A 25,041-nucleotide genomic window follows, 5' to 3' on the forward strand; every position below is an offset into this window, starting at 1 on the left:
CCGGATCGGGCGTTGTGACCGGAAGGGTGGCTCGGCCCCGGAATGTGGACGACACGGCGTGTGGATAACAGCCTTCTCTATCCACAGCGGATGTGGAAGGACCCGGCCGCATCCACCGATTGTGGATACGGTCGGGCCCGTGATGCGCATGATGTGCACCCCGCCGGCGCCCGGCGCCGGCGGGGGAGCGCCGCTACCAGGGTTTGGCGTCGCGGTTTCCGGCCGTGCCTCCCTGCTGCGTGCGCTTGCCGTCCTGCGTCGCCGTGGCGTCGTCGCCTGCGGTCGGCTCGTTGTTCCTGAGCAGCTCCTCGAGCTTGCGGCGTTCCTGTTCGTCGAGCGCCGGGTCGGCGCCGCGTTCGGCGTCCTGCGTGCGTTTGCCGTCGGCGTTCTGGTTCTGGCGGTCCTGCTCTTCCTGCGCGATGCGGTCCTCGATCCGCCCGGTCAGCGCCCTGGAGACCTCGGCGTTGCGCTCGACGGACGTGGCGAGCTGCGGCAGCAGCGTCGCCTTCGCCGCCATCAGCGCGTCGTAGCGCGCGTCGGTCTGCCGCTGCTGCGTGAGCAGTCGCCTGAGGTCGGCGTCGGGCTTCGACGCCTCGTCGATCGTGCGCGTCAGCGTCGCCGTGGCGTCGGCGTTCTCGTCGGCGGCGTGGACGTTCCACAGCGACCAGACGGCCACGGCCACGGCCACGACGGCGACGGCGAGCAGTACGATGCGCGCGGCGAGCGGCAGACGGCGCGCGCGGCGTTCCGGTTTGGATGATGCGTTGGATGATGCGTTGGATGATGCGTCGGTCATTGCAGCAGCCTCCTCGACTGGCCGAACCATGCGCCGGCCTCCCAGGCCATGACGGCGAGCAGCGCGAGCACGAGCGGCCAGACGACCGGCGTGACGCGCACGCGTTCCTTGTCCGTCGTCGTCGCGCGCCACCGGCGCGACTCCTTCGCGATCGCCGACGAGGCGACGGTGCCGCCGGAGTCGGTGAACAGCGCCGACCCGCTCAGTTCGTCGGCGATCGACTCGATCTGGCGCCGGTCCATGATCGACACGCCCGGCTGGCCTGTCGACGGGTCGACGACCCATCCGCCGTCCGCGCCGTCGGCCGCCGGCTTCGGCACCTTGCCGCCGGCCTCGGTACCGACGCCGATGACGCAGGCGTCGTCGAGATAGCGGCGCAGCGACGAGAACGTGCGCCGCGACGTCGGGATCGTCTGCTCGCCGTCGGTGATCAGATACAGCACGATGCGGTCGTCGGGATGCGCGTCGCGGATCGATTTGAGCGTCAGCAGCAGCTGGTCGATCGCCGCGTCCGCCGACGATCCCGACGACGCGGCCGTCGGCTCGACGCGCAGCGACGACGCCCAATGGTCGATCGCCGCCGCGTCAGGCGTCAGCGGCACGTCGAGCGTGCCCGACGAGCCGAAGCTGACGGCCGCGAAGCTCGAGTTCGCGTAGGTCGCCGTGATGTCGTCGATCGCCGCCTTCGCCGCGTCGAGGCGGCTGACGTCGCGCCGGTCGCCGTAGGTCGCGTCGGACACGCCCATCGAGCCGGTGACGTCGGCGGCGATGACAACGTCGGTCGCGTTCACGGCGCGGCTCGTCGTCGTCGTCGCGACGCTCGGCGTCAATGCGATCACGGCGAGCAGCACGCAGATCGCGGCGCGCCTGACGCACATGCCGAGCGTCTCGTCGCCACGGCGGCGCACATGCAGCACGACGACGCCGACGGCGAGCGCGACGAGCACGGCCGCGAACAGGGAGCCGACGACCCATCCGAGCGCCGGCGCGAAGGTGAATCCGTTCATCGTCTCAACCTCCAAGCCACGAGCAGCCATGCGCCGACGAGCACGGCGAGCGCGAGCGTCCACCAGCCCGGCGCGTCCGTCCATGCGGCGCGGCCTGCGTTCTCGACGTCCTTCGTGCGCCGCGCGTCGATCGAACGCACGAGCGCGTCGACCGAATCGCCGTCAGCGCGCGTCAGGAAGACGCCGCCGTGCCTCTCGATGAGCGTGCGCATCTGCTGCGTCGCCTCGTCGCCCTCGCTCTGCTCGGGGCCGGAGAACAGGCCGTCGACGGCGATGTGCGCCTTCGACGTCATCGCGAGCGCCTCGTCGAGCGTGTAGGTGGGCGTGCCGGAGACGACGTTGTCGGTCGCCAGGACGATCGACGCGTCGCGGCTCATGTCCGACGACGAGCGTCCGTAGGAGAAGCCGGGCAGCATCGCCGCGCAGCTGACGAGGCCGTCGCCGATCAGGCTCGTCGCGTTCTTGCGGTTCTGCGTGCCGGCGAGCCAGTCGGAGACCTGCTGGTACTGCCGGTCGGTCATGTCGTCGATGTCGTCCTGCGATTCGACGCCGGCGAGCAATGCGCTCGCCTCGTCGAGCTGGCGGCTGACCATCGCGTAGTCGTCGGTGAGCGGGAACACGGTGCGCGACGTCGAATTGAAGATGCTCATGCCGATGCGTTCGCCGCGGAAATGCCCGACGAGCGAACGGTAGGTGTCGATCACCTGACGGTCGTAGGGCAGCGCCGAGCCGGAGACGTCGAGGCACAGCACGATGTCGCGCGTCGCGCTGCGTTCGTCGGAGGCGTCCACCTGGGCCGGGCGCGCCGCGAACACGCAGGCGAGCGCGAGCGCGAGCGCGACGAGCGCCGCGGCCGCGCGGTTGAGCCGGCGCCATTGGCGCGCCAGCCGCGCGCCCAGCTCGGTCTCGAGACCGTCGTCGACGTCCCAGGCCTCGGCGTCCGCCGGGTCGGCGCCGCCGCGCGCGTTGAGCCAGAAGGCGAGCGCGCCGATCGCGCATGCCGCGGCGAAGGCGATCGGGATCGCCCAGGGCCATTGCCAGTGCAGCATCGTCAGCGCCACCTTTCCACAAGATCGGACACCCAGCCGGCGGCCGTCGCGACCGACGCCTCGCGCGCGTCCGGATGGCCGCCATCGGCGAATTCGGGCGGGTAGAGCGCGGCGATCGTCATGCGCAGCGCGTCCCAGTTGCCGGCGTCGCCGCCGCGCGGCTCGCGTTCGAGGTCGCGCAGCGTGCGCGTGGCGAGCGGGCGTCCCGTCCTCGCCGATGCGAAGGCGCGAGCGATCGCGGCGAGCCGCGCGTAGGCCTCGTCGGCCGTGATCCTCCGCGCGTCGTAGTCGTGCACGACGGCGTCGATGCGCGCGAGCCAGGCGCGCCTGTCGGAGCCTTCGGCGTGCGCGCCGGAGGGCCGGCGCGCACGCCGCGTGCGCTTCGGCATGAACGCGAGCGCGACGCAGACGGCCGCGACGGCGAGCGCGACGCCGGCGCAGATCCACAGCGGCGTCGTGAGCCGCGGTGCCGGAACGGCCGTCAGTTCATCGGATTCGACGGCGAGCAGCAGCATCGCGATGACGGGGCGGCTCATACGGACACCTCCTTGCGCGGCGCCGTCGCTCCGGCGCGCAGATGCGAGCGCGCGCCGGGCGAGCCCAGACAGCTCAGTGAGATCAGCCGGACGAAGTCATGGAACATCGCCTCGCTCGAATCGGCGTGGATGAGCCGGGCGCCGGCGCGCGAAAGCTCCTGGCGCAGTGCCGAGACGCGGTACGCGCGGTGCGTGGCGACCTCGTCGGCGAGCGCGCGGCGCGTCAGGAACGCCGGGACCCGCCGGCCGCTGACGCCGTCGACGACGCGCGAGCCGCGGCGTGAGGCGACCGGCTCGGCGGCGAAGGGGTTGACGGTGGCGACGTCGATGAGGACGAAGGGATGGGTCTGGGCGATGCGGCGGATGCGGCGCAGCTCGCCGTCGCCGACGGCGCCGTCTGCGGTCGCCAATACGACGAGCGCGTCGCGGTCGCGCAGGCGGACCGCGTAGTCGAGCAGCGCGCCGAGGTTGCGCGGATGCGACCAGGAGCGCTCGGACGCCTCGTCGATCGTGCGTTCGAACTGCGCGAAGCCGCCGTGGAACGGCACGCGCGTGATGCGCGACGCGTCGCCCAGGACGAGGGAGACGTCGTCGCTGCGGCGCAGCGTCAGCGCCGCGAACATGCACAGCGCGTTCGCGGCGACGGCGTACGCATGCTCGCCCGACGGGCAGGTGGCCGTCATCTCGCGGCCGGCGTCCATCAGCAGGTGGACGCGGCTGCTCGCACGGCGCTCGCGCTGCACGACCATCGTGCGGCCGGAGCGCGCGCTGATCTTCCAGTCGATCTGGCGCGCCTCGTCGCCGATCTCGTAGGCGCGCACGTCGAGCAGGTCGTCGGTGCCGCCGCGCCGCGGCGAACGGTGCTCGCCCTCGAGCACGCCGAGCGCGCGCGCGACGGTCGGCAGCGACATCGACGTGCCCAGCGCCTCGATGCGCCGGCGCACCGGGTCTTCGTGTCGGCGGGCGTCGATCATGGAACCGGGACCGCCCGGACGATCTGGTCGACGACCTGGTCGGCGGTCACGCCGTCGGCGAGCGCCTCGAAGGTCAGCAGGATGCGGTGGCGCAGCACCTCATGGGCGAAGCGCTTGAGGTCCTCGGGGATCACGTAGTCGCGGCCGGCCATCAACGCCGAGGCCTGGCCGATGCGCACGAGCGCGATCGACGCGCGCGGCGAGGCGCCGAGGCGCACGAGCGACGCAAGCCCCTGGACCGGCTTCGGGCCGCCGCCGCGTGACGTGTCGGCGATATCGACGGCGTACCGCATGATCGGGTCGGCGACGTGGACGCGGCGGGCCGCGGAGCGCAGGAACTCGACGTCGGGGATCGAGACGACGTCCGGCGTCACGGCCGTCGGGTCGATAGTGTCGGAGCCGCGGCGTGTGAGCATCGCGAGCATCGCGACCTCCTGCTCGGGCGTCGGATAGGTCATGACGGCCTTCATCATGAAGCGGTCCATCTGCGCCTCGGGCAGGTTGAAGGTGCCCTCCTCCTCGATCGGGTTCTGCGTGGCGATGACCATGAACGGCTTGGGCAGCGGGATGCGCTGGCCGCCGATCGTCGTGGCGCCCTCGGCCATCGCCTCGAGCATCGCCGACTGCGTCTTCGCGTTCGAACGGTTGATTTCGTCGAGGAGCACGAAGTTCGCGTGGATCGGGCCGATCTGCGTCGAGAAGCGCTGCGTCGAGAAGTCGAAGACCTGTGTGCCCACGAGGTCGGAGGGCATCAGGTCGGGCGTGCACTGGACGCGCTTGAAGGTGCCGGAGACCGAGGTAGCGAGCGTCTGCGCGGCCGTCGTCTTCGCCAGGCCCGGCACCGATTCGATGAGGATGTGGCCGCCGGCGACGAGCGTCGTGATCAGCGATTCGCGCAGGTTGTCCTGTCCGACGAGCGTGCCCGAGAAACGGTTGCGGATGCGGGCGACGAGCTGCTGCGCACGCGCCGCGTCCTGGGCGGACAGCGCCGGATGGTTGGGGGCCGCGGGCGGGGCGGCGGGCGGCGTCTGTGGTTGCTGTTGGAACAAGGCCATGGCATGCACTCTTCTGTAGTACGGATAGGTTCGAGAGCACATTGTACTTGCCATGCTTGAGCGCGGTCCGCCGGCGCCGGTGCCGACGGCCCGCGCGGGGGCGCTAGAGCGTCCAGTCGATCGGGGAGGCGCCCATCGCCTCGAGCGCGGCGTTCGCGCGCGAGAACGGGTGCGAGCCGAAGAAGCCGCGCGAGGCGGACAGCGGGCTCGGATGCGCCGAGGCGATGATGAAGGCGTTCGTCAGCAGCGGCGCGAGCGTCTGCGCGTTGCGTCCCCACAGGATCGCGACGAGCGGCAGCGGCCTGCCGTCGTCGTCGACGCGGTCGTTGAGCGCCCTGACGGCCGCGTCGGTGACCGGCCTCCAGCCCTTGTCCTGATGGCTGTTCGGACGGTGCGCCTCGACGGTCAGGCTCCTGTTGAGCAGCATGACGCCCTGGCGCGTCCACGGGCTCAGGTCGCCGTTGCGCGGCGGCGGCACATGCAGGTCGTCCTGCAGTTCCTTATATATGTTGATCAGGCTCTTGGGCAGCGGGCGCACGTCCGGCGCCACCGAGAAGCTCAGGCCGACCGGGTAGCCCGGCGTCGGATACGGGTCCTGCCCGACGATGAGCACCTTGACGTCGCGCAACGGCGGCACACGGAACGCGCGCAGGATGTTGTGCGCGTCCGGCAGGATCTGCCTGCCTTCGGCGGCCTGCTCGTGCAGGAAGTCGCCCATCCGGTGGATCTGAGCCTCGACGGGGGCGAGGGCGAGCGCCCATTGCGGGTCGATCGATTCGTTCAGCGGTTTGCATGGTCTGCTCATGGCTTCAAGGGTACCCGCGGCGCGTGCCGGTGGCGTTGCGGCGTGCCCAGTGCGTTCGTTATAGTGAGTTGCGGGAACGTCGTGCGCGCGCCTTGGCCGGTCGCGCACACGCTCGTAAGACACGGAAGGACCATTATGGCTCGCAAGGACAGCGAAGGTTACGACTCCTACCCGAAGGACGCCTACGACGACCCGCCCCAGGGCCCGGTCGGCGTGCACCGGGGCGCGCGCCCGTGGGGCGTCAGGCTCACGCCCTTCGTCGTCGTCATCATCGCCGCCGTCGCCGCCGGCGTGCTGTTCTGGGGCATCTTCTCCGGTGAGGCGGCGAACCTGCTGCGCGGACGCGTCTCGTCGTCGGCGAGCTCGAGCGCGCAGGTCGCGCAGACGACGAAGGCGGCGGGGGAGGACGAATCCACGGCCTCGGCGGGTGCGGACGCGTCGGCCTCGCCGAACGAATCGGCCTCGTCGGACGCGTCGGCGTCGCCCTCCGAGTCGGCGTCGCCGAGCGAGTCGTCGCAGGTGCCGACGCCCGAGGAGTCGCAGCAGGTCAACAAGGCGGCGGCGATCAGCGTCGTCAACGGCACCGCGCAGGAGGGATACGCGTCCACCGAGGCGCAGAAGCTCGTCGCCAACGGTTACACGAACGCCACGCCGATGAACCCGGGAGACATGGCGCTGCCGGGGCAGACCGTCGTGTGGTACCAGAATGACGCCGATCTGGCCACGGCGCAGGCCGTCGCCAACACGCTCGGCATCGCCACCGTCGAACAGGCGCCCGGCATCGGTGCGCCGGTCGTCGTCGTGCTCATGCAGTGAGCGCCGTCTTCGCGGCCCATCGGACGGGTCCGTGCGCCTTCGGGTGTGCGGACCCGTTCTTTCGTCGCCGTGCCGGCCGGCGATCTCGTCCCCGTTCGGTCCATATTCGGGACGCATGGGGCCGCCGGGTGCGTCCCGGGCCATATGGGTGGCTACACTGTAGTTGCGATTACGGTCTGATTCCCGTTGATTGGGGACGTTTTAGGTCACGGGTCATGCCGATCGCGATTTCATGGTTTGGCTAAAGAAAGAATTAGGGAAATGACACAGGGAACCGTCAAGTTCTTCAGTGCTGGCAAGGGTTATGGTTTCATCACGACGGCGGAGGGAGGCGATGACGTCTTCGTCCACTATTCGGCGATCCAGTCGGAGGGCTTCCGCACGCTGCACGAAGGCGACGCCGTCGAATTCGAACTGGAGGACACGCCGAAGGGGCTCCGCGCGACGAAGGTATCGGTGATCGGTCGCTAGCGCCTCGCCGCGGGGCCCATCAAGGCCGGACCACGACCCGCACGAAACCGCCCGCGGGAACGTCGTCCGGCCTTGTCGTATCCGTCCGTCCGTCCCCGCCGCGCCGGCATGTCCGCCCGGCCCATATCTTGCCCACAGCGCAATGTGCAGCATGTCGTGTTGGCACTCGGGCATCGAGAGTGCTAATCTGCGATGTAGCACTCGGGCGATGGGAGTGATCGCCGGAAGCTGACGGTCGGCGGCCGCTCCGATGTTCCGGGTGATGTCGTAATGACGTATCTATCCCATAGCGGAGGAACATATGGCAAAGATCATTGAATATGATGAGGAAGCGCGCCAGGGCATGCTGGCCGGTCTCGACAAGCTCGCCGACACCGTCAAGGTGACGCTGGGCCCGAAGGGCCGCAACGTCGTGCTCGACAAGACCTACGGTGCGCCGACCATCACCAACGACGGCGTCTCCATCGCCAAGGAGATCGACCTCGAGGATCCGTTCGAGCGCATCGGCGCCGAGCTCGTCAAGGAAGTCGCGAAGAAGACCGATGACGTCGCAGGTGACGGCACCACCACCGCGACCGTGCTCGCCCAGTCGCTCGTGCACGAGGGCCTCAAGAACGTCGTAGCCGGCTCGAACCCGATCGCGCTGCGCCGCGGCATCGAGAAGGCCTCGGACGCCATCGTCAAGGAGCTCGTCGCGTCGGCCAAGCCGGTCGAGACGAAGGACCAGATCGCCGCCACCGCGACGATTTCGGCCGCCGATCCGGAGGTCGGCGAGAAGATCGCCGAGGCACTCGACAAGGTCGGCCAGGACGGTGTCGTGACCGTCGAGGACAACAACCGCTTCGGCCTCGACCTCGAGTTCACTGAGGGCATGCGCTTCGACAAGGGCTACATCTCCCCGTACTTCGTCACCAACGCCGACGACCAGACCGCGGTCCTCGACGACCCGTACATCCTGCTCACGTCGAACAAGGTCTCGTCGCAGCAGGACGTCGTCCACATCGCTGAGCTCGTCATGAAGACCGGCAAGCCGCTGCTGATCGTGGCCGAGGACGTCGACGGCGAGGCGCTGCCGACGCTCATCCTCAACAACATCCGCGGCACCTTCAAGTCTTGCGCCGTCAAGGCCCCGGGCTTCGGCGACCGCCGCAAGGCGATGCTGCAGGACATGGCCATCCTCACCGGCGGTCAGGTCGTCTCCGAGGAGATCGGCCTCAAGCTCGACTCGATCGACCTGTCCGTCTTCGGCACCGCGAAGAAGGTCATCGTCTCCAAGGACGAGACGACGATCGTCTCCGGCGGCGGCTCGAAGGAGGACGTCGCAGCACGCGTCGCGCAGATCCGCGCCGAGATCGAGAACACCGACTCCGACTACGACCGCGAGAAGCTGCAGGAGCGTCTCGCCAAGCTCGCCGGCGGCGTCGCCGTCATCAAGGTGGGCGCCGCGACCGAGGTCGAGGCCAAGGAACGCAAGCACCGCATCGAGGACGCCGTGCGCAACGCGAAGGCCGCCATCGAAGAGGGCCTGGTGCCCGGCGGCGGCGTCGCGCTCGTGCAGGCAGCCGCGAAGGCCGAGAAGGACGTCAAGCTCGAGGGCGACGAGGCCACCGGCGCCGCGATCGTCTTCAGCGGCATCGAGGCCCCGCTCAAGCAGATCGCCGACAACGCCGGCCTCTCCGGCGACGTCGTGCTCGACAAGGTGCTGTCGCTGCCCGAGGGCGAAGGCTTCAACGCCGCGACCGACACCTATGAGAACCTGATGGCCGCCGGCGTCACCGACCCGGTCAAGGTCACCCGTTCCGCGCTGCAGAACGCCGCGTCGATCGCCGGTCTGTTCCTGACGACCGAAGCGGTCGTCGCGAACAAGCCGGAACCGGCTCCGGCCGCCGGCGCTGGCCAGGACATGGGCTACTGATCGACGCCCGCGACCATGCGATGAGCACGGTCGCCTGACCGTGCATGGGTCCCGGCTCCCGATGGGGAGCCGGGACCTTTTTCGTCGCCCCTCGCCGTCATCCGCGTGTCGCGGCGGCGCGTCAGCCGGCGGCGAAGAGCCGCGCCGCCACATGCTCGGCGTCGGCGTACACCGTCGACGCCTGCGTGAGCGCCTGCTGGATCGACTCCAGAGAACGCTCCATCTGCTGCTGGGCGGCGCGCCACTGCGCGGCGAGCGACGCGAACTGCGTCGCCGCGCCGCCGTGCCAGCAGTCCTGCAGCGCGTTGAGGTTCGCATACATGCCGCCCACCGCCTGCCTGATCTGCGCGACCGACGAGCACACCGCCGCGCTCGACGCCTGGATGCGTTCCGAATCCACCTGATACTGGGGCATGATCCCGTTCCTTTCGTCGTTGTCCTGTGTTCTGCCGTCCCGCCGGAGCGGAACGCCGGAGGGCATGTGACCGCCGACCGGTACTGTGGAATGTATGACAACGCGAATCGAGAACCAAGGCGCAACGACCCCTGTGTACGGACGGGGCGGTCATCCACATTCCTCCGACGGCGTGACGACGCGGCTCGCGCGCCGCTGCGCCGCGCTCGCGCTCGCCTTCGTCCTCGCCATGGCTCCGGGCATGGCCGCCTTCGCGCCGGCCGCGATCGCCGACGAGACGACGCCGTCGCTGACGACTTCGCAGACGACGGACGACGACGCGGCCGTCGACCCCAACAGCGGCTACATCCTCGACCCGCAGAACCTGCTCGGCAACGACATCGCGAAGGTCTCCGACGCGATCACGCACACGCGCGAGCGGACCGGCGTGCAGGTGCGCCTCATCTACGTCGACTCGTTCAACTCGACCGACCCGCCGGACGACTGGGCGCGCCAGACGCTCCAGTCGCTCGGCCCGGCGCCGAACACCGTGCTGCTCGCCGTCGCGACGAACGACGGCAACCTCGCCGTCGTCGTCTCGCCGGATTCCGAGGAATGGCTCAGCAGCCAGCAGAGCGTCGACGCGCTCTCCGAAGCCGCCTCGGCGCCGCTCACCGACGTCAAGACCGGCGAAAGCCCCGACTGGGCGCGCTCGGCGATCGACATGATGGACGTCATCGACAAGGAGAAGGACACGGCGACATCCCATTCGGCCGTCATCGTCGGTGTCGTCGCCGTCATCGGCGTCGTCGCGCTCGCGGCCGTCGTCGTCGGTGTCGTCATCGTCGTGCGCCGCCGCCGCGAGGTCGACGCCGACGCCGCCGGGGACGTGCGTGACGGGGAGCATGCGCCGCACGCCGATGCGGATGGCGACGCCGACGCCGACGCGGACGACTCGCCTGTCGAGGCCACCGCAGACACCGCGACCGCCGCCGGCACGCCCGCGACGGGGACGGCCGGCGCCGCCAATCCGCACGCGAAGTACAGGGGCTGAGCGCCATGCCGCAAGGGCAAGCCGGCGCGGAACGGAATTCACAGCGGACATTCAGGAAACCTTCAGTCGGCGAGTCCATGATGAACGGTATGAACGCGAGCAAAGGTACTGAAGCAAAGATCGCCGTCGTCGACGACGAACCGTCCATCCGCGAACTCCTCGTCGCCTCGCTGCACTTCGCCGGCTACGAGGTCGAGACCGCGGCCTCCGGATCCGAGGCGATCGAGGTCATCGAACGCACGAAGCCGGACCTGATCATCCTCGACGTCATGCTGCCGGACATCGACGGCTTCACCGTCACGCGCCGCATCCGCCAGGAGGGCATCGACGCGCCGGTCCTCTTCCTGACCGCGCGCGACGACACGCAGGACAAGGTCATGGGACTGACCGTCGGCGGCGACGACTACGTGACCAAGCCGTTCAGCCTCGAGGAGGTCGTCGCGCGCATCCGCGCGATCCTGCGCCGCACGCGCGAGCACGTCGAAGACGACCCGATCATCCGCGTCGGCGACCTCGAGATCAACGAGGACTCGCACGACGTGACGCGCGCCGGCCAGCAGATCGACCTGAGCCCGACCGAATACAAGCTGCTGCGCTACCTGATGGACAACGAGGGGCGCGTGCTGTCGAAGGCGCAGATCCTCGACCACGTCTGGCAGTACGACTGGGGCGGAGACGCGGCGATCGTCGAATCGTACATCTCCTATCTGCGCAAGAAGGTCGACGACCTCGAGGTGACCGACGAGGACGGCACGAAGCACAAGGTGCAGCCGCTCATCGAGACGAAGCGCGGCATCGGCTACATGATCAGGGTCCCGCGCAGCTGAGCGCCGGACACGAAGGACGGCGAGGAAAGACAGACGATGGGCAGAATGGGCAACGCGGCGGCGCGCAGGGAGAACGGGCCGCTCGCGCACGTCTCGCTGAGCGCGAAGCTCGTCGCGTCGATCATCGTGCTGCTGTCGGTGGGCACCGTCTGCATCTCGCTGGCGATCACGCAGCTCGTCAACAACTACATGATGCAGCGCACCGATAGCCAGCTGCTGCAGCAGGCGGAGCTCGTCTTCAAGAACACGGTGCTGCTCAACGACAAGGCGAACGCGTCGAACCTGATGATCAGCTACTACGTGCAGGCCTACGACGCGAACACGCAGACGTCGACGGTGCTGCTGCAGCCGGTCTACAAGGACGGCGTCGTCTCACGGCCGCGGCTGCCGATGGACGGCGACCTCGCCGGCCACGAGCTCGCGAAGCCGTACACGACGCCGGCGATCGTCGACACGTCGCACGCGACGCGCACGCCCGACCATTCGACGATGACGATGGCCGAATACCCGTGGCGCGTCGTCGCGCTGCGCTGGATCAGCGAGGACGCGAACGGCAACCAGCACGACCGCGGCATCATCTACATCGGCCTGTCGCTCGGCAACCAGATCGACATGGTCGACAACCTGACGAAGTTCTGCGTCATGGTGAGCATCGCCGTCGTCATGCTCGGCGGCGTCGTCAGCGCACTGCTCGTGCAGCGCACGCTCGAACCGCTCAAACGCATCGAGAAGACGGCCGCGAAGATCGCCAACGGCGACCTGTCGCAGCGCATCCCGTCGGCGCCCGAAGGCACCGAGATCGGCTCGCTGTCGCGCTCGCTCAACCTCATGCTCGCGCAGATTGAACGCAGCTTCCGCCAGCAGCAGGCGACGACCGACAAGATGAAGCGCTTCGTCTCCGACGCGAGCCACGAGCTGCGCACGCCGCTCGCCGCGATCCACGGCTACGCCGAACTGTACAAGATGCAGCGCGGCAGCGGCGACGCCGCCGACGCGCTCGCGCGCGCCGACGATTCGATCGACCACATCGAGGCGTCGAGCGCCCGTATGACCGTGCTCGTCGAGGACCTGCTCTCGCTCGCCCGACTCGACGAGGGCCGCGGCATCTCGATCACGCAGCGCGTCGACATCGGCGCCGTCCTCGCCGACTCGGCGAGCGACCTGCACGCGCTCGACCCGGAACGCCAGATCCGCACCGGCGTCGTCGGGCTCGACATGGCCGACCCCGCGCATCCGACGCTGACGATGACCGAGGGCGCGCTGCCGAAGGTCACGATCGTCGCCGACGGCGCGCGCCTGCAGCAGGTCGTCACGAACATCGTCGGCAATATCCACCGCTACACGCCGCAGGATTCGCCGGTCGAGCTCTCGCTCGGCGTCCTCGGCCTGGCGATGGAGGCCGACGAGCTCGCGCAGCTGCCGCCCGACGACGAGTCGATGGCGCATGTGCTGCGTGCGGCCGGCGAATATACGACGACGGACCGTGGCATGACGGTCGCCGTCGCACGCTTCGCTGACCACGGCCCGGGCGTGCCCGCCGAGGCGCGCTCGAAGATCTTCGAACGCTTCTACACCGCCGATTCCTCCCGCGCCAGGCTCAAGGGCGGCACCGGGCTCGGCATGGCGATCGCGCAGTCGGTCGTCAACGCGCACCACGGCTTCATCTGCGCCGGCGAAAGCGACGGCGGCGGCCTGACATTGACGCTAATCCTGCCGCTCACGCAGGGCGGCGTGACGGAGTCGGACGAACGGCGCTCCGACGCCGCGCAGCCCAAGGACGCGAAGCGCCGCGGCGAGGCGCGCAAGGAGACGAAGCGCAGGCGCTCGACGGATGCGCAGTCCGTGCAGTAGAATGAAGATTTGGTAAGAACGCGGGGCAGGTTCCCCGCGTCGAGACGGCAACAGCAACAAGACAAACAGCAACAGGACAATCTGGGAACAGTGAGAGGTGGACATGCCTAGCGGACGCGTACGTTGGTTCGATGCGAAGAAGGGATTTGGATTCATCGCCGGCGATGAGGGTCCGGACGTGTTCCTTCCGCAGACCTCGCTGCCTGCGGGAGTGAGCGAACTGCGCAAGGGCGCCCGCGTCGAGTATTCGGTCGTCGACGGCAACCGCGGACCGGTCGCGATGAGCGTGACGCCGATCAAGACGGCGCCGTCACTCGTCAAGGCGACGCGGCCGAAGCCGGACGACATGGCCGCGATCGTCGAGGACCTCATCAAGCTGCTCGACAACGCCGGCAACCAGCTGCGCCGGCACCGCTACCCGTCGCAGGCGGACAGCCACAAGCTCGCCCAGCTGCTGCGCGCCGTCGCGGACAACTTCGACGTACAGGAATGAACGATGGCAGAAGAATTTGACCCGGAGGCGCTCGCACGCGCCGTCGCGATCGACACGGCGGAGGACGCCGACCACGTCGGCGCCTTCGTGACGAGCGAGACGAGCGCGGACGGCGTGACCGATTTCCGTTTCGTGGCGACGATGGTCGGCTACGAGGGCTGGCAGTGGTCGGTCACGTTGTTCCACGACGTCGACGCCGACCGCTGGACCGTCGACGAGGCGTCATTGATCCCGACCGACAAGGCGCTGCTGCCGCCGCCATGGGTGCCGTGGAAGGACCGCCTCGAACCGTCCGACCTGTCGGTGACCGATTCGATCGGCACCGAGCCCGGCGACGAGCGGCTCGAGCCCGGCGTCACCGAGACGACGATCGAGCAGGTCGAGGAGACGCATGGCGCCGTCGACGAGGACTCCGAACGGGACGCGGAGCATGAGAGGCAGGCGCAGCGGACGGCGCAGGCCGAAGCCGAAACGCGGCTCGACGATGCCGCGGCCGTCATCGAAGGCGTCGAGACCGTGTCCGAGGCCGTCGAGGACCGTCCCGAAGCGCAGTCCGGCGCCGATGCGGCGGATGCGCAGTCGCAGCAGGCGCATCGGGAATCGTCGACGACGCAGCAGGACCTGCACGACGCGATCGAGGAGTTCGACCTGTCGCGTCGCGCCGTCATGTCGCCGTTCGGCCGTGCGCAGACGGCGCAGCGCTGGTACGACGGCCCGCACGGCCCGAAGTCGCTGTCGACGAAGACGGCGAACGGCAACGTCTGCTCGACCTGCGGCTTCTTCATCCCGCTGCGCGGCGACCTGTCCGAGATGTTCGGCGTCTGCGCGAACCGGTGGAGCCCCGACGACGGCCGCGTCGTCTCGCTCGACCACGGCTGCGGCGAGCATTCGCAGATCGAGCCGCCCGAGCTGAGCCGTCTGTGGATCCAGACGAAGCCCGCCTACGACGACGTGCACATCGACATCGTCGCGCAGAGCCCGCGCGAGGAGCGCGGCGACGTCGAGCTGATCGAGACGGTCGTCGACGCGAAGAAGCACGACCACGAAGCCAAGCGCCATGACGGAGAGGCGCCGGCCGGAGACGACGTGCCGCATGAGGAGCGTCGGGCCGCGCAGGACGCCGACGTGCCGATGCCCGACGCCGATGCGCAGCGCAAGGCCGCCGACGAGGCGATCGCCGGCGAGACAGACGCCGGGAAGCCGGCGCAGGCGCCGGCGCAGCAGATCGTCGACGCGGCGGACGCGATCGTCGACGGCGAGCAGCGTCAGGTGCTCGCCGACTCCGCGGCCTCGGACACGATCGGACGGACGCAGGTCGTCGCCGAACTGGCGACCGACGCCGAGAACGAAGGCGAGGACTTCGACGACGCGCTCAGCGCGAAGGCCGGCGCGGACGCCGGGTCGCCGCACGACGAAGCCGATCGGAAGGCGGCCGATGCCGGGACGTCGGCGGAGTCGTCGGATGCCGAGCAGCCGGCGGACGCGGCGGACGACGAGCAGCCGGCGGACGCGGCGGACGACGAGCATGCGACGGACGTCGAGGCGACCGTCGAACCGGACGTCGCCGAAACGCCGGACGTCGCCGCGCCGGAAGACGACGCTCAGACGGAAGGCGCTGTGCAAACAGAAACGGTCGAGCACGCCCCGGTCGAAGTCGAGACCGCCGACGTCTCATCCGATGCGCTGCAGGAGGAGACCATCGAGCCGTATCAGGAGGCGCACGACTGACCGATGCGCGGCTTCCGCATGGTCGGCGCCGCGACAGATGACCACTGACGGCGGCCATGAACGCAGAGCGGGGGTGTGTGACGATTCGTTCGTCACACACCCCCGCTGCCGTCCGCGTGTCGTTGCCGCGTCGTGTGCGGATCCGTTCCGCCGTCAGCGGCCGGACGACGCCGCGGCGTCATGCCGCGCCGTGCCGGACTGCGCGCCCGGCTGCGCCGTCTGCTGTCCGGAGGGGTCGGACGACGGCGCAGCGCTGCCCGACGGCGTCGGCGTCGCGCTCGGCGACGAGGACGGCGACGCTGATTCGCTCGGCTTCGGCGAGGACGTGGACGTCGCCGTCGGTTCCGGCGTCGGCGAGACGTCGGTGCCCGTCGATGGTTCGGGCGTCGTGCTCATCGTCGGCGACGGCTCCTCGGTGACGGTCGCCGTCGGTTCCGGTGTCGTCGTCGCGTCGGGGGAGGAGTCGTCGTCGAGCCCGTCGATCGTGCCGCCGGTGATCGCGAGCAGCTCCTTCGCGATCGTGATGTAGACGTCGTGCAGGTCCTTCGACGTCTTCGCATGCGCCTTGAGGTCGTTGTCGCGCGTCGTGATCGTGCACGCCGGGATCGCCGGCTCCTTGCCGGCGTCGTCCATCAGGACGTTGAGCCGGCGCAGGTCGTCGGCGTCGATCTGCGCCTTTGGGTCGTCGATGTACGTCTTCGTCGAGCTGATCGCCATGTCGGCGAGCCGCTTCGCCTCACCGGCCCTCGCCGCCTGCGTCTGGCATTCGGACATCGCCTGCGCGCGTGGCGTGCCGTTGACGTTGCCGTTCGCGTACAGATAGCCGAAGGCCGCGCACAGCACGAGCACGCCGATGACGGCCGTCAGCCACGGCAGGCGACGGCGCCGCTTCGTCGAACGGCGCAGCTCGTCGTGGTCCTCATGGCCGGGATGGTCGTCGTCGTCCTCGTGCTTCGCGAGCGCCGATTCGTGGCCCTCGCCGTCGTCGTCTTCGTCGCCGCTGCGCGGCGCGAAGGACGGCGGCGCCTGCCTGCTGAACTCGGCCGTGTCGTCCGACGCCTCCTGCGCAGCGCCGTCCGCCGAGATCGACTCCTCGATCTCATGCGCTGACGTCGCGTCGTCGTCCGACGCTTCGTCCCTCGCCTCGTCGTCCTTCGTCTCGTCGTCCCGCGCGTCGTCGTTCGTCATCGTGTCCTCATCAGCCTTCCAAATCCATGTAGTCTATGCGTCGCCGCCGCCGCGCCGGCGCGGCGCTGAGCTCAGGGTGAACCCATACTGTCGCGTGTGCTCAGTGTACGACGGTGACGTTGCATTCGGCCGAATTGATCACCTGCTTGGAGACGGAGCCGAGGAAATGCGCGTCGAGGCCGCTCAGGCCGCGCGAGCCGACGACGACGTGGCGCGCGTAGCGCGACGCGCTCACGAGGCCCTTGCCGGGGGAGATGTGGAACGCGTTCGGCGTCACGTCGAGTGACTTCGGCAGCTTCGCGCCGTCGATGAACTCCTCGAGGCGGCGCATCGCGTACTTCTGGGCGACGTCCATCGGCGCGACGCTCGTCTCGTATCCGGGCACCGTGCCCAGGTCCTTGATCCTCCAGAAGAACATGACGTGCAGCGGCGCGCCGTTGAGCTTGGCGAGCCCGGCCGCGAAGCTGAGCGCGCGCCGCGACGTGTCCGAACTGTCGACGCCGACGACGATCGGGCGGGCCGTGCGCGGGATCTCGACGTGCGGCGTCACGAAATGCACGTTCTGGTCGTTCGGCGACAACGCGTTCGCGATCTGGTCCTGCACGTCGATGTCCTCGTCCTGCGCGCTGCGGATGATCGTGACCGGCACGCTCGCCTCCTCGGCGAGCGACGACGAGAGCGAGCCGAGCAGCCAGCGCGCGACGCGGCTCATCGAACGGCGGCCGATGACGATCTGCTGCGCGTTCGCGCCGATCTCGAGCAGCGCCGTGCTCGCGGCCGCGCGGAACGACGTCAGCTTGATCTGCTCGTCGGCGAGGTCCATGTCCTTCGACGCCGCCTCGACCCAGACGTGCAGCTCGTCGGCGATGCGCTTGCGCAGCGCGTCCGCCTCCTCCTTGTTCGCCGGTTCGGGACCCATGTCCCACGAATACGACCATCCGTACACGGCGTTGACGCGCTGTCCGGACAGCTGCGCCTGCTGCAGCGCCCAGCGCAGCGCCGAGAACGATTCGGGGGAGCCGTCGACGCCGACGACGATGTCCCCGGTGGGGTTGAGAGAATCGATTGTTGCGCTCATGCGTTGCTCCTTCGTTGGTAGATCCGCCTCCGCCGCCATATGGCGGCGGAGGCGGCTTCGCTCACCGTCTTCAAGCATAACGTAGTCGCCTCGCGGAGAAACTCGGATGTCGCGGAAATAAACGTCACCAGAAATTTGTAGAGTGAGGTGGAATTACCAAGTCATGGAAGGACAAGCATGTTCGAACGGTTCACCGACCGTGCGCGGCGCGTCATCGTGCTCGCGCAGGAAGAGGCTCGTGCCCTCCAGCACAACTATATCGGCACCGAGCATCTGCTGCTCGGCCTGATTCGTGAGGGAGAGGGCGTCGCCGCGAAGGCCCTGGAGGCCAAGGGCGTCACGCTCGAGGACACGCGCAAGCAGGTCGAGGAGATGATCGGCAAGGGCAATGCGGCGCCGAACGGCCACATCCCCTTCACGCCGCACGCCAAGCAGGTGCTGGAGCTCTCGCTGCGTGAGGCACTGCAGCTGGGGCACAGCTACATCGGCACCGAACACATCCTGCTCGGCCTCATCCGCGAGGGTGAAGGCGTGGGCACCCAGGTCCTCATCAAGATGGACGTGGACCTTGGGGAACTGCGCACCACGACGATCGACATGATCCGTGGCAATTCGAACGGTTCCGAGGACAAGGGCGACATGGCGAACGCCGGCGGCGTGCAGGACAAGCGCGGCCAGAGCGGCTCCGTCATCCTCGACCAGTTCGGCCGCAACCTCACCGCCGAGGCGCAGGAAGGCAAGCTCGACCCGGTCATCGGACGCAGCAAGGAGATCGAGCGCGTCATGGTCGTGCTCTCGAGGCGCACGAAGAACAACCCGGTGCTCATCGGCGAGCCGGGCGTCGGCAAGACCGCCGTCGTCGAAGGACTCGCGCAGAAGATCGTCGCGGGCGACGTGCCCGAGACGCTCAAGGACAAGCAGGTGTATTCGCTCGACCTCGGTTCGATGGTCGCAGGATCGCGCTACCGCGGCGACTTCGAGGAGCGCCTCAAGAAGGTGCTCAAGGAGATCAAGACGCGCGGCGACATCGTGCTGTTCATCGACGAGATCCACACGATCGTCGGCGCGGGCTCCGCGGACGGCGCGCTCGGCGCGTCCGATATGCTCAAGCCGATGCTCGCGCGCGGCGAACTGCAGACGATCGGCGCGACGACGACCGACGAGTACCGCAAGTACATCGAGAAGGACGCGGCGCTCGAACGCCGCTTCCAGCCGATCCAGGTCGCCGAGCCGTCGATCGCCGAGACGATCGAGATCCTCAAGGGCCTGCGCTCGCGCTATGAGAACCATCACCACGTGACGATCACCGACGGCGCGCTGCAGTCGGCCGCGGAGCTCTCCGCGCGCTACATCCAGGACCGCAACCTGCCGGACAAGGCGATCGACCTGATCGACGAGGCGGGCGCACGCCTGCGCATCAAGCGCCTGACGGCCCCGCCGGAGCTCAAGGAGCTCGACAACCGCATCGCGAAGATCGCCAAGGACAAGGACCAGGCGATCAAGGATCAGGAGTTCGAGAAGGCCGCCGAGCTTCGCGACAGCCAGGAGAAGCTGGAAAGCGAGCGCAAGGAGAAGGAGAAGGCCTGGCGCGAAGGCGAATCCGACGTCCGCATGGTCGTCGACGAGGACGTCATCGCCGAGGTCATCTCGCAGAGCACCGGCATCCCGGTGTTCAAGCTCACGCAGGCGGAATCGAAGAAGCTCATGTCGATGGAATCGGAGCTCCACAAGCGCATCATCGGCCAGGACGAGGCGGTCTCCGCACTGTCGCGTTCGATCCGCCGCACGCGTGTGGGACTCAAGGACCCGAAGCGACCCGCAGGCTCGTTCATCTTCGCCGGCCCGACCGGCGTCGGCAAGACCGAGCTCGCGAAGACGCTCGCGCAGTTCCTGTTCGACGATGAGGACGCGCTCATCCGCGTCGACATGTCGGAGTTCTCCGAGAAGTACGCGGCGTCGCGCCTCTTCGGCGCGCCCCCGGGATACGTCGGCTACGAGGAGGGCGGCGAGCTCACCGAGAAGGTGCGCCGCAAGCCGTTCTCCGTCGTGCTCTTCGACGAGATCGAGAAGGCGCATCCGGACATCTTCAACACGCTGCTGCAGGTGCTCGACGACGGCCATCTGACCGACGGCCAGGGACGCAAGGTCGATTTCAAGAACACAATCATCATCCTGACGACGAACCTCGGCACGCGCGACATCGCGAAGGCGGCGAACACCGGCTTCAACACCGGCAACAACACCGAGTCGAGCTACCAGCGGATGAAGGACCAGGTCTCGAACGAGCTCAAGCAGCAGTTCCGCCCCGAGTTCCTCAACCGCCTCGACGACATCATCGTCTTCCGCCAGCTCACCGAGCCGCAGGTGCGCCAGATCGTCGATCTGGACGTCGAGCAGCTCAACGACCGCCTCTTCGAGCGCCACATGGAGCTCGACCTGACGGACAAGGCGAAGGACCTGCTCGCGCAGAAGGGCTTCGACCCGCTGCTCGGCGCGCGCCCGCTGCGCCGCGTCATCCAGCGCGACATCGAGGACACGATCTCCGAGAAGATCCTGATGGGCGAGCTCAACGACAACGAGCGCGTGATTGTCGACGCCGAAGGCGACGGCATCCTCGGCGAGTTCACCTTCAAGGGCGAACCCTTCGAGCTGCCGGCGGCCGACGAGGGCGACGAGAGCAAGGACGTCGTCGTCGAGGAGCCGCAGCCGGTCGTCGGCGCCGAATAGGGCGTCGGCTGACCGATTGCATCCTCCACCATTGCAAAGGGCGTGCACCGCTTCGTGCGGTGCACGCCCTTTTTCTTTTCCGCCGCGCTTTCACCATATGCAAACGCCGCGTCCGGAAATGCGGCAGAACGATGCCGGAATGACGGCGCACGGAAGGTGATTATCCCGAAGGGAAGAATCGCTGGACATCACGGGCGGCGCGCCCACCATCATCAGTGGTCATCGGGAAGTCGATGAATACGAACATGGGAAAGGACCTGATCATGGCTATCTTGGAACTTGGCACAATCGACGCGCGGACCATCGATGCGGAGGCGCTGACGCGCGCATACGACGCCTATCGGCATGACGCCTTCGACGGATACTTCCCGGACGCCGAAGGCGTCGGCGCGCTCGCGTCGGATTTCGTCAACGCGGCCGCGAAGACGATCGCGGCACATGTCGGCGCCGGCGAACAGACGTCGTTCATCAACGAGGACACGGCCGCGCAGGACGTCGACGCATTGCGTTCGTCGCTGAAGACGGACAGCTTCCGCACGCCGCTGCTGACGATCACCCATGAGACGGTGAGGTCGTGGCTCGCCGCGCAGTTCAAGGACGCCGACGATCCGCTGCGCACCGCGCTCGGCGCCTACGCGGACGACATGTTCGCCGCCGCGCCCCGCGACGAGCAGGAGGCCTCGATCAACGCCGCGCAGTACATTCAGGAGGGCCCGGCGCTCGCGGCCATCGTCAACGAGATCTCCGAGGCCAACATCGAGCATCTGAACGGCAAGGACATGCAGTCCGGCGCCTTCCTCGTCTACGACGGCACCAAGTACGGGACCGCCACCGACGACCCGAACATGGTCCTCTTCGAGTGACGCCTCTTACGCTACCGGCAGCGATTCCTACCGTTAGGACTGCTACGGGTGGCGATTCCCACCGGCATCACCGTCTATGGGCGGCACTGCCTGTAGGAGGCATCGCCTACCGGTGGCGCATCCTGCAGGCGGCGCCGGTAAACGATTGATCGATGTATTGCGATTGCGTTCCCTTATCGGTCGTAGTGTTCTTCAAGGTGCGACGTGCATCCCATCCGGCTGACCGCCGCACCTTCTTTCTTCGTATGCATTCGGTGTATGCACCCGACGAGACATCAGATGACGCCGCCCGTAAGGCGATGCCGCCGGTAAGCGGTGGGGGAGCGGGCCGCGCGACAGTGGCAGACAGTGCAAAAGGAAGGGGACGCACCTTCGGGTGCGTCCCCTCTGCGTTCCGCGTCGGATGCGGACGATCACATGATCGCGTTGAGCCACTGCTCCTTCGTGGCCTTCTCGGCCTCGAGCTTCGCCTTGGCCTTCGGGTCGGTCGTCTTGGCGATGCGCGCGTCGAGCTCGTCGAGCTGCGCCTTGAGCTGGCCTTCGAAGCTGGACTTGCGGGCGTCGGCCTCCGGGTCGCTGCGCTTCCACGCGGCGTCCTCGACGGCCTTGATCTGCTTGTCCACGTCGTCGAGGCGGGATTCGATGCGGTGCATGTCCTCGCGCGGCACGTAACCGATCTGGTCCCATTCCTCCTGGATCTCGGCGAGCTGCTGGCGCGCCTTCTTCGCCTCGGCCTCGTCCTTGACCGGCACGAGCGCCTCGGCCTTGACGAGCAGCGCCTCCTTCTTCGCGAGGTTCTCCTTCTCGGCGGTGTCCATCTGGTCGCGGTCGGCCTGACGCGCGTTGAAGAACGTGTCCGCGGCCTCGCGGAACTGCGCCCACAGCGCGTCGTCCTCCTGGCGGCCGGCGCGTCCCGCCTGCTTCCAGCGGGCCATCAGGTCGTTGAAGCGGCGCGAGGTCTCCGCCCAGGCCGTCGAGTCCTTGATCTCGTTCGCCTCGGCGATGATCGCCTCCTTGGCCTTGCGGGCTGCCGCGCGCTCGTTGTCACGCGCCTGCGCCCACTTGCGGCGCGACTGGTTGAAGGTCGTGCGCGCCGACGAGAAGCGCTTCCACAGCGCGTCCGCGTCGGCCTTGTCGATGCGCACCGTCGTGCGCTGATGCTGCTGCCACTGGTCGAACAGCGAACGGAACTTGTCCGCCGTGGAACGCCAGTTCGTGTTGTCGCCGAGGCTGGCGGCGAGCTCCTCCGCCTTCTCGACGATCTTCGTGCGTTCGGCGACGGCCTTCGCGACCGCCTCCTTGCGCGCGGCGGCGATCGACGTCTTCTTCTCCTGCGCCTGCGTCCTGAGTTCCTCGAAGCGGCCGCGCAGCGCCGGGATGTCGCCGACGACGTCGGGCTTGGCGAGCTCCTCGCCGAGCGCCTTCACCGTCTCGTCGATCTCGCGCGGCTTGATCGAGTTCGACTTGAGGCGCTGCGCGAACAGGTCGAGCTTCGCCTTGAGGTCGAGGTAGCGGCGTGCGTACAGCGAGAGCGCCTCCTCCTTCGAGGCGTCCGGGAACTGTCCGACCTCACGCTCCTCGTCGCCGTCCTTGACGTAGACGGTGCCGTTGTCGTCGACGCGGCCGAAGCGCTCCGCGTCCTTGATCTCCGATTCGCCGAAGCCGCCGGTCTTCGCCGCCGGCGCGTGCGCCGCGCTCTTCGCGAACGCCGCCGGCGAGGGAGCATGGGCCTTGACGGCCGCCGGCGTCGGCGCCGCCTTCGCGCTCTTCGTCGCTTCGGGGGCAGCCGTCTGCTGCGTCGAGTCGTTGGTCTGGGATTCGGTGACGTTGTTGTCGGCCATGGTCAGCTCCTTAGGCTTGGTGGACACGTAAGAATGGGAACGTATTCACACTCTTACGCCCTTAGTGTAGGCAATGGTATCGATACATTTTCCGCGACATCCCTTATGATGTGGAACCGTGGCAAAAGGTGCATCTATATCAGGTTTCCCAGAGTGGCTCCCCTCTGAACGCGTGGTGGAGCAGCGTGTCATCGACACGCTCCGTGAAGTATTCGAGCTCAACGGGTTCATCGGCATCGAGACCCGCGCGATCGAGCAGGGCTCGAGCCTGCTCAAGAAGGGCGAGACGAGCAAGGAGATCTACCTGCTGTCGCGTCTGCAGGAGGTCGGCCATGAGTCGGACACCCCGGTCGAGCAGCGCCTCGGCCTGCATTTCGACCTCACGGTGCCGCTGAGCCGCTACGTCGTCGAGCATTCGGGACAGTTGCCGTTCCCGTTCAAGCGTTGGCAGATCCAGAAGGTGTGGCGCGGCGAGCGCCCGCAGGAGGGCCGTTTCCGCGAGTTCGTCCAGGCCGACATCGACGTCGTCGGCGACGGCACGCTGCCCGAGCACTACGAGGTCGAGCTGCCGCTTGTCATGGTCGGCGCGCTTGAGCGGCTGCGCGAGTTCGGCCTGCCGAAGGCCACCGTCCACGCGAACAGCCGCAAGCTCTCCGAAGGCTTCTACCGGGGCCTGGGCCTGACGGACATCGAGGGCGTGCTGCGCGAGATCGACAAGCTCGACAAGATCGGCGCCGACGAGGTCGCCTCGCTGCTCGTGTCCGCATGCGGCGCCACGCCCGAGCAGGCGAAGGCGTGCCTCGAGCTCGCGCAGATCACGGCGGACGACGGCGGCGCGCTCATCGACCGTTTCAACGGCCTGTGCGAGATCCACCACATCGACATGGACGGCGACGACTACGCGATGGCGAAGGAGGGCCTCGACACGCTGACGATGATCGTCGACGAGGCCGCGCGCATCCGCCCCGGCTCGGTCATCGCCGACCTCAAGATCGCCCGCGGGCTCGACTACTACACCGGCTCCGTCTACGAGACCTTCCTCGACGGCGCCGACTCGCTCGGCTCGATCTGCTCGGGAGGCCGCTACGACAACCTCGCGACGCAGGGCAGCCGCAAATACCCGGGCGTCGGCCTGTCGATCGGCCTGTCGAGGCTCGTCTCCTACATGCTGCATTCGGCCGGCGCGACCGCGTCGCGCATCTCGCCGGCGTGCGTCCTCGTCGCCGTGTGGAACGAGGAGAACCGCGGCGACTCGAACGAGGTCGCCCGCCGGCTGCGCGCGCGCGGCATCGCGGCGGATGTCGCGCCGACCGCGGCCAAGCTCGGCAAGCAGATCAAGTATGCCGACAAGCTCGGCATCCCGTACGTGTGGTTCCCCAACGAGGACCCGGCCGACGACGGCCCCGACCAGGTGAAGAACATCGTCAGCGGCGAGCAGAACGACGCCGATGCGCGGTCATGGGAGCCGGATACTGTGTATGCCCGGCAAACGGTGACGACGAACGCCTGAGCCGCCTGCGTCGGCGCGCCGAGACGTCGCATGGACGCATCTCGGCGGCGCGCGCCGCCGTAA

The 25,041-nt window shown here is 68.3% G+C and carries 21 protein-coding genes and 1 pseudogene; 11 read left to right on the forward strand and 11 right to left on the reverse strand.

Annotated features, from left to right (window positions below; translation table 11 throughout):
* Positions 1-193 precede the first annotated feature (193 nt).
* The 7 genes from BcFMB_RS05725 to BcFMB_RS05755 all read right to left on the reverse strand — a co-directional run bounded on the left by BcFMB_RS05725 (position 194) and on the right by BcFMB_RS05755 (position 6,222).
* Positions 194-796 carry a DUF6466 family protein gene (locus BcFMB_RS05725; protein WP_024540791.1) on the reverse strand — a complete coding sequence of 201 codons (603 nt, stop codon included), beginning with the start codon at positions 794-796 and terminating at the stop codon, positions 194-196.
* Positions 793-1,803, reverse strand: coding sequence for a vWA domain-containing protein (locus BcFMB_RS05730; RefSeq protein WP_024540792.1), 1,011 nt, complete (start codon positions 1,801-1,803; stop codon positions 793-795). The genes BcFMB_RS05725 and BcFMB_RS05730 overlap by 4 nt, the downstream gene beginning before the upstream one ends.
* The gene (locus tag BcFMB_RS05735) at positions 1,800-2,852 is read right to left on the reverse strand and encodes a vWA domain-containing protein (protein WP_099721738.1); all 1,053 of its coding nucleotides are present in this window, start codon (positions 2,850-2,852) and stop codon (positions 1,800-1,802) included. The genes BcFMB_RS05730 and BcFMB_RS05735 overlap by 4 nt, the downstream gene beginning before the upstream one ends.
* Positions 2,853-2,854: 2 nt before the next feature.
* Entirely contained in the window at positions 2,855-3,388 is a 534-nt protein-coding gene (locus BcFMB_RS05740) for a hypothetical protein (RefSeq protein WP_099721258.1), read from the reverse strand.
* Positions 3,385-4,362: a DUF58 domain-containing protein gene (locus tag BcFMB_RS05745; protein ID WP_099721259.1), complete on the reverse strand. Its 978-nt coding sequence runs from the start codon at positions 4,360-4,362 to the stop codon at positions 3,385-3,387. Before BcFMB_RS05745 ends, BcFMB_RS05740 begins: the two co-directional genes overlap by 4 nt.
* Positions 4,359-5,417, reverse strand: coding sequence for an AAA family ATPase (locus tag BcFMB_RS05750; protein ID WP_024540796.1), 1,059 nt, complete (start codon positions 5,415-5,417; stop codon positions 4,359-4,361). Before BcFMB_RS05750 ends, BcFMB_RS05745 begins: the two co-directional genes overlap by 4 nt.
* A 103-nt stretch (positions 5,418-5,520) precedes the next feature.
* The gene (locus BcFMB_RS05755; RefSeq protein WP_029675414.1) at positions 5,521-6,222 is read right to left on the reverse strand and encodes a uracil-DNA glycosylase; all 702 of its coding nucleotides are present in this window, start codon (positions 6,220-6,222) and stop codon (positions 5,521-5,523) included.
* A 135-nt stretch (positions 6,223-6,357) separates the two neighbouring features.
* On the opposite strand from BcFMB_RS05755, the gene BcFMB_RS05760 reads away from it, so the two are divergent.
* From BcFMB_RS05760 to groL, 3 genes are all read left to right on the forward strand, one after another.
* The gene (locus BcFMB_RS05760; protein WP_099721260.1) at positions 6,358-7,038 is read left to right on the forward strand and encodes a LytR C-terminal domain-containing protein; all 681 of its coding nucleotides are present in this window, start codon (positions 6,358-6,360) and stop codon (positions 7,036-7,038) included.
* Positions 7,039-7,299: 261 nt separating this feature from the next.
* The gene (locus BcFMB_RS05765) at positions 7,300-7,509 is read left to right on the forward strand and encodes a cold-shock protein (RefSeq protein ID WP_024540798.1); all 210 of its coding nucleotides are present in this window, start codon (positions 7,300-7,302) and stop codon (positions 7,507-7,509) included.
* A 301-nt stretch (positions 7,510-7,810) separates the two neighbouring features.
* Positions 7,811-9,424, forward strand: coding sequence for a chaperonin GroEL (gene groL / locus BcFMB_RS05770; protein ID WP_099721261.1), 1,614 nt, complete (start codon positions 7,811-7,813; stop codon positions 9,422-9,424).
* 121 nt (positions 9,425-9,545) lie between these two features.
* Here groL and BcFMB_RS05775 read toward each other — a convergent pair whose 3' ends face one another.
* A complete protein-coding gene (locus tag BcFMB_RS05775; RefSeq protein ID WP_024540800.1) occupies positions 9,546-9,839 on the reverse strand; it encodes a WXG100 family type VII secretion target in 294 nt (97 codons plus the stop codon).
* Positions 9,840-10,011: 172 nt separating this feature from the next.
* Here BcFMB_RS05775 and BcFMB_RS05780 point away from each other — a divergent pair, with 172 nt between their 5' ends.
* From BcFMB_RS05780 to BcFMB_RS10070, 5 genes and pseudogenes are all read left to right on the forward strand, one after another.
* The gene (locus tag BcFMB_RS05780) at positions 10,012-10,872 is read left to right on the forward strand and encodes a TPM domain-containing protein (protein WP_157775138.1); all 861 of its coding nucleotides are present in this window, start codon (positions 10,012-10,014) and stop codon (positions 10,870-10,872) included.
* 89 nt (positions 10,873-10,961) lie between these two features.
* The gene (locus tag BcFMB_RS05785) at positions 10,962-11,699 is read left to right on the forward strand and encodes a response regulator transcription factor (protein WP_099721263.1); all 738 of its coding nucleotides are present in this window, start codon (positions 10,962-10,964) and stop codon (positions 11,697-11,699) included.
* 45 nt (positions 11,700-11,744) lie between these two features.
* Positions 11,745-13,550: a sensor histidine kinase gene (locus BcFMB_RS05790; protein ID WP_099721264.1), complete on the forward strand. Its 1,806-nt coding sequence runs from the start codon at positions 11,745-11,747 to the stop codon at positions 13,548-13,550.
* A 103-nt stretch (positions 13,551-13,653) separates the two neighbouring features.
* Positions 13,654-14,043, forward strand: coding sequence for a cold-shock protein (locus BcFMB_RS05795; RefSeq protein ID WP_024540804.1), 390 nt, complete (start codon positions 13,654-13,656; stop codon positions 14,041-14,043).
* Between the two features lie 3 nt (positions 14,044-14,046).
* Positions 14,047-15,057 (forward strand): annotated as a pseudogene (locus tag BcFMB_RS10070) (DUF3027 domain-containing protein); the annotation flags it as partial.
* A gap of 867 nt (positions 15,058-15,924) precedes the next feature.
* On the opposite strand, the gene BcFMB_RS05805 reads toward BcFMB_RS10070, so the two are convergent.
* On the reverse strand, positions 15,925-16,959 hold the full coding sequence (locus BcFMB_RS05805; protein WP_099721266.1) for a hypothetical protein: 1,035 nt from the start codon (positions 16,957-16,959) through the stop codon (positions 15,925-15,927).
* Between the two features lie 100 nt (positions 16,960-17,059).
* Positions 17,060-18,037 (reverse strand): universal stress protein, encoded by a 978-nt coding sequence (locus BcFMB_RS05810; RefSeq protein ID WP_232513761.1) that lies wholly within the window; start codon positions 18,035-18,037, stop codon positions 17,060-17,062.
* 177 nt (positions 18,038-18,214) lie between these two features.
* On the opposite strand from BcFMB_RS05810, the gene BcFMB_RS05815 reads away from it, so the two are divergent.
* The gene (locus BcFMB_RS05815; protein WP_024540808.1) at positions 18,215-20,764 is read left to right on the forward strand and encodes an ATP-dependent Clp protease ATP-binding subunit; all 2,550 of its coding nucleotides are present in this window, start codon (positions 18,215-18,217) and stop codon (positions 20,762-20,764) included.
* A gap of 263 nt (positions 20,765-21,027) precedes the next feature.
* Positions 21,028-21,627, forward strand: coding sequence for a hypothetical protein (locus tag BcFMB_RS05820; RefSeq protein WP_099721268.1), 600 nt, complete (start codon positions 21,028-21,030; stop codon positions 21,625-21,627).
* A 413-nt stretch (positions 21,628-22,040) separates the two neighbouring features.
* Here BcFMB_RS05820 and BcFMB_RS05825 read toward each other — a convergent pair whose 3' ends face one another.
* Positions 22,041-23,468, reverse strand: coding sequence for a DUF349 domain-containing protein (locus tag BcFMB_RS05825; protein ID WP_099721269.1), 1,428 nt, complete (start codon positions 23,466-23,468; stop codon positions 22,041-22,043).
* Between the two features lie 118 nt (positions 23,469-23,586).
* Between BcFMB_RS05825 and hisS the strand changes: the two genes are divergently transcribed.
* Positions 23,587-24,978 carry a histidine--tRNA ligase gene (gene hisS / locus BcFMB_RS05830; protein ID WP_024540811.1) on the forward strand — a complete coding sequence of 464 codons (1,392 nt, stop codon included), beginning with the start codon at positions 23,587-23,589 and terminating at the stop codon, positions 24,976-24,978.
* The last annotated feature ends 63 nt before the right edge of the window (positions 24,979-25,041 follow it).

Origin of the sequence: Bifidobacterium choerinum (genome assembly GCF_002761235.1) — a bacterium.
GTDB classification, from domain to species: Bacteria; Actinomycetota; Actinomycetes; order Actinomycetales; family Bifidobacteriaceae; genus Bifidobacterium; species Bifidobacterium choerinum.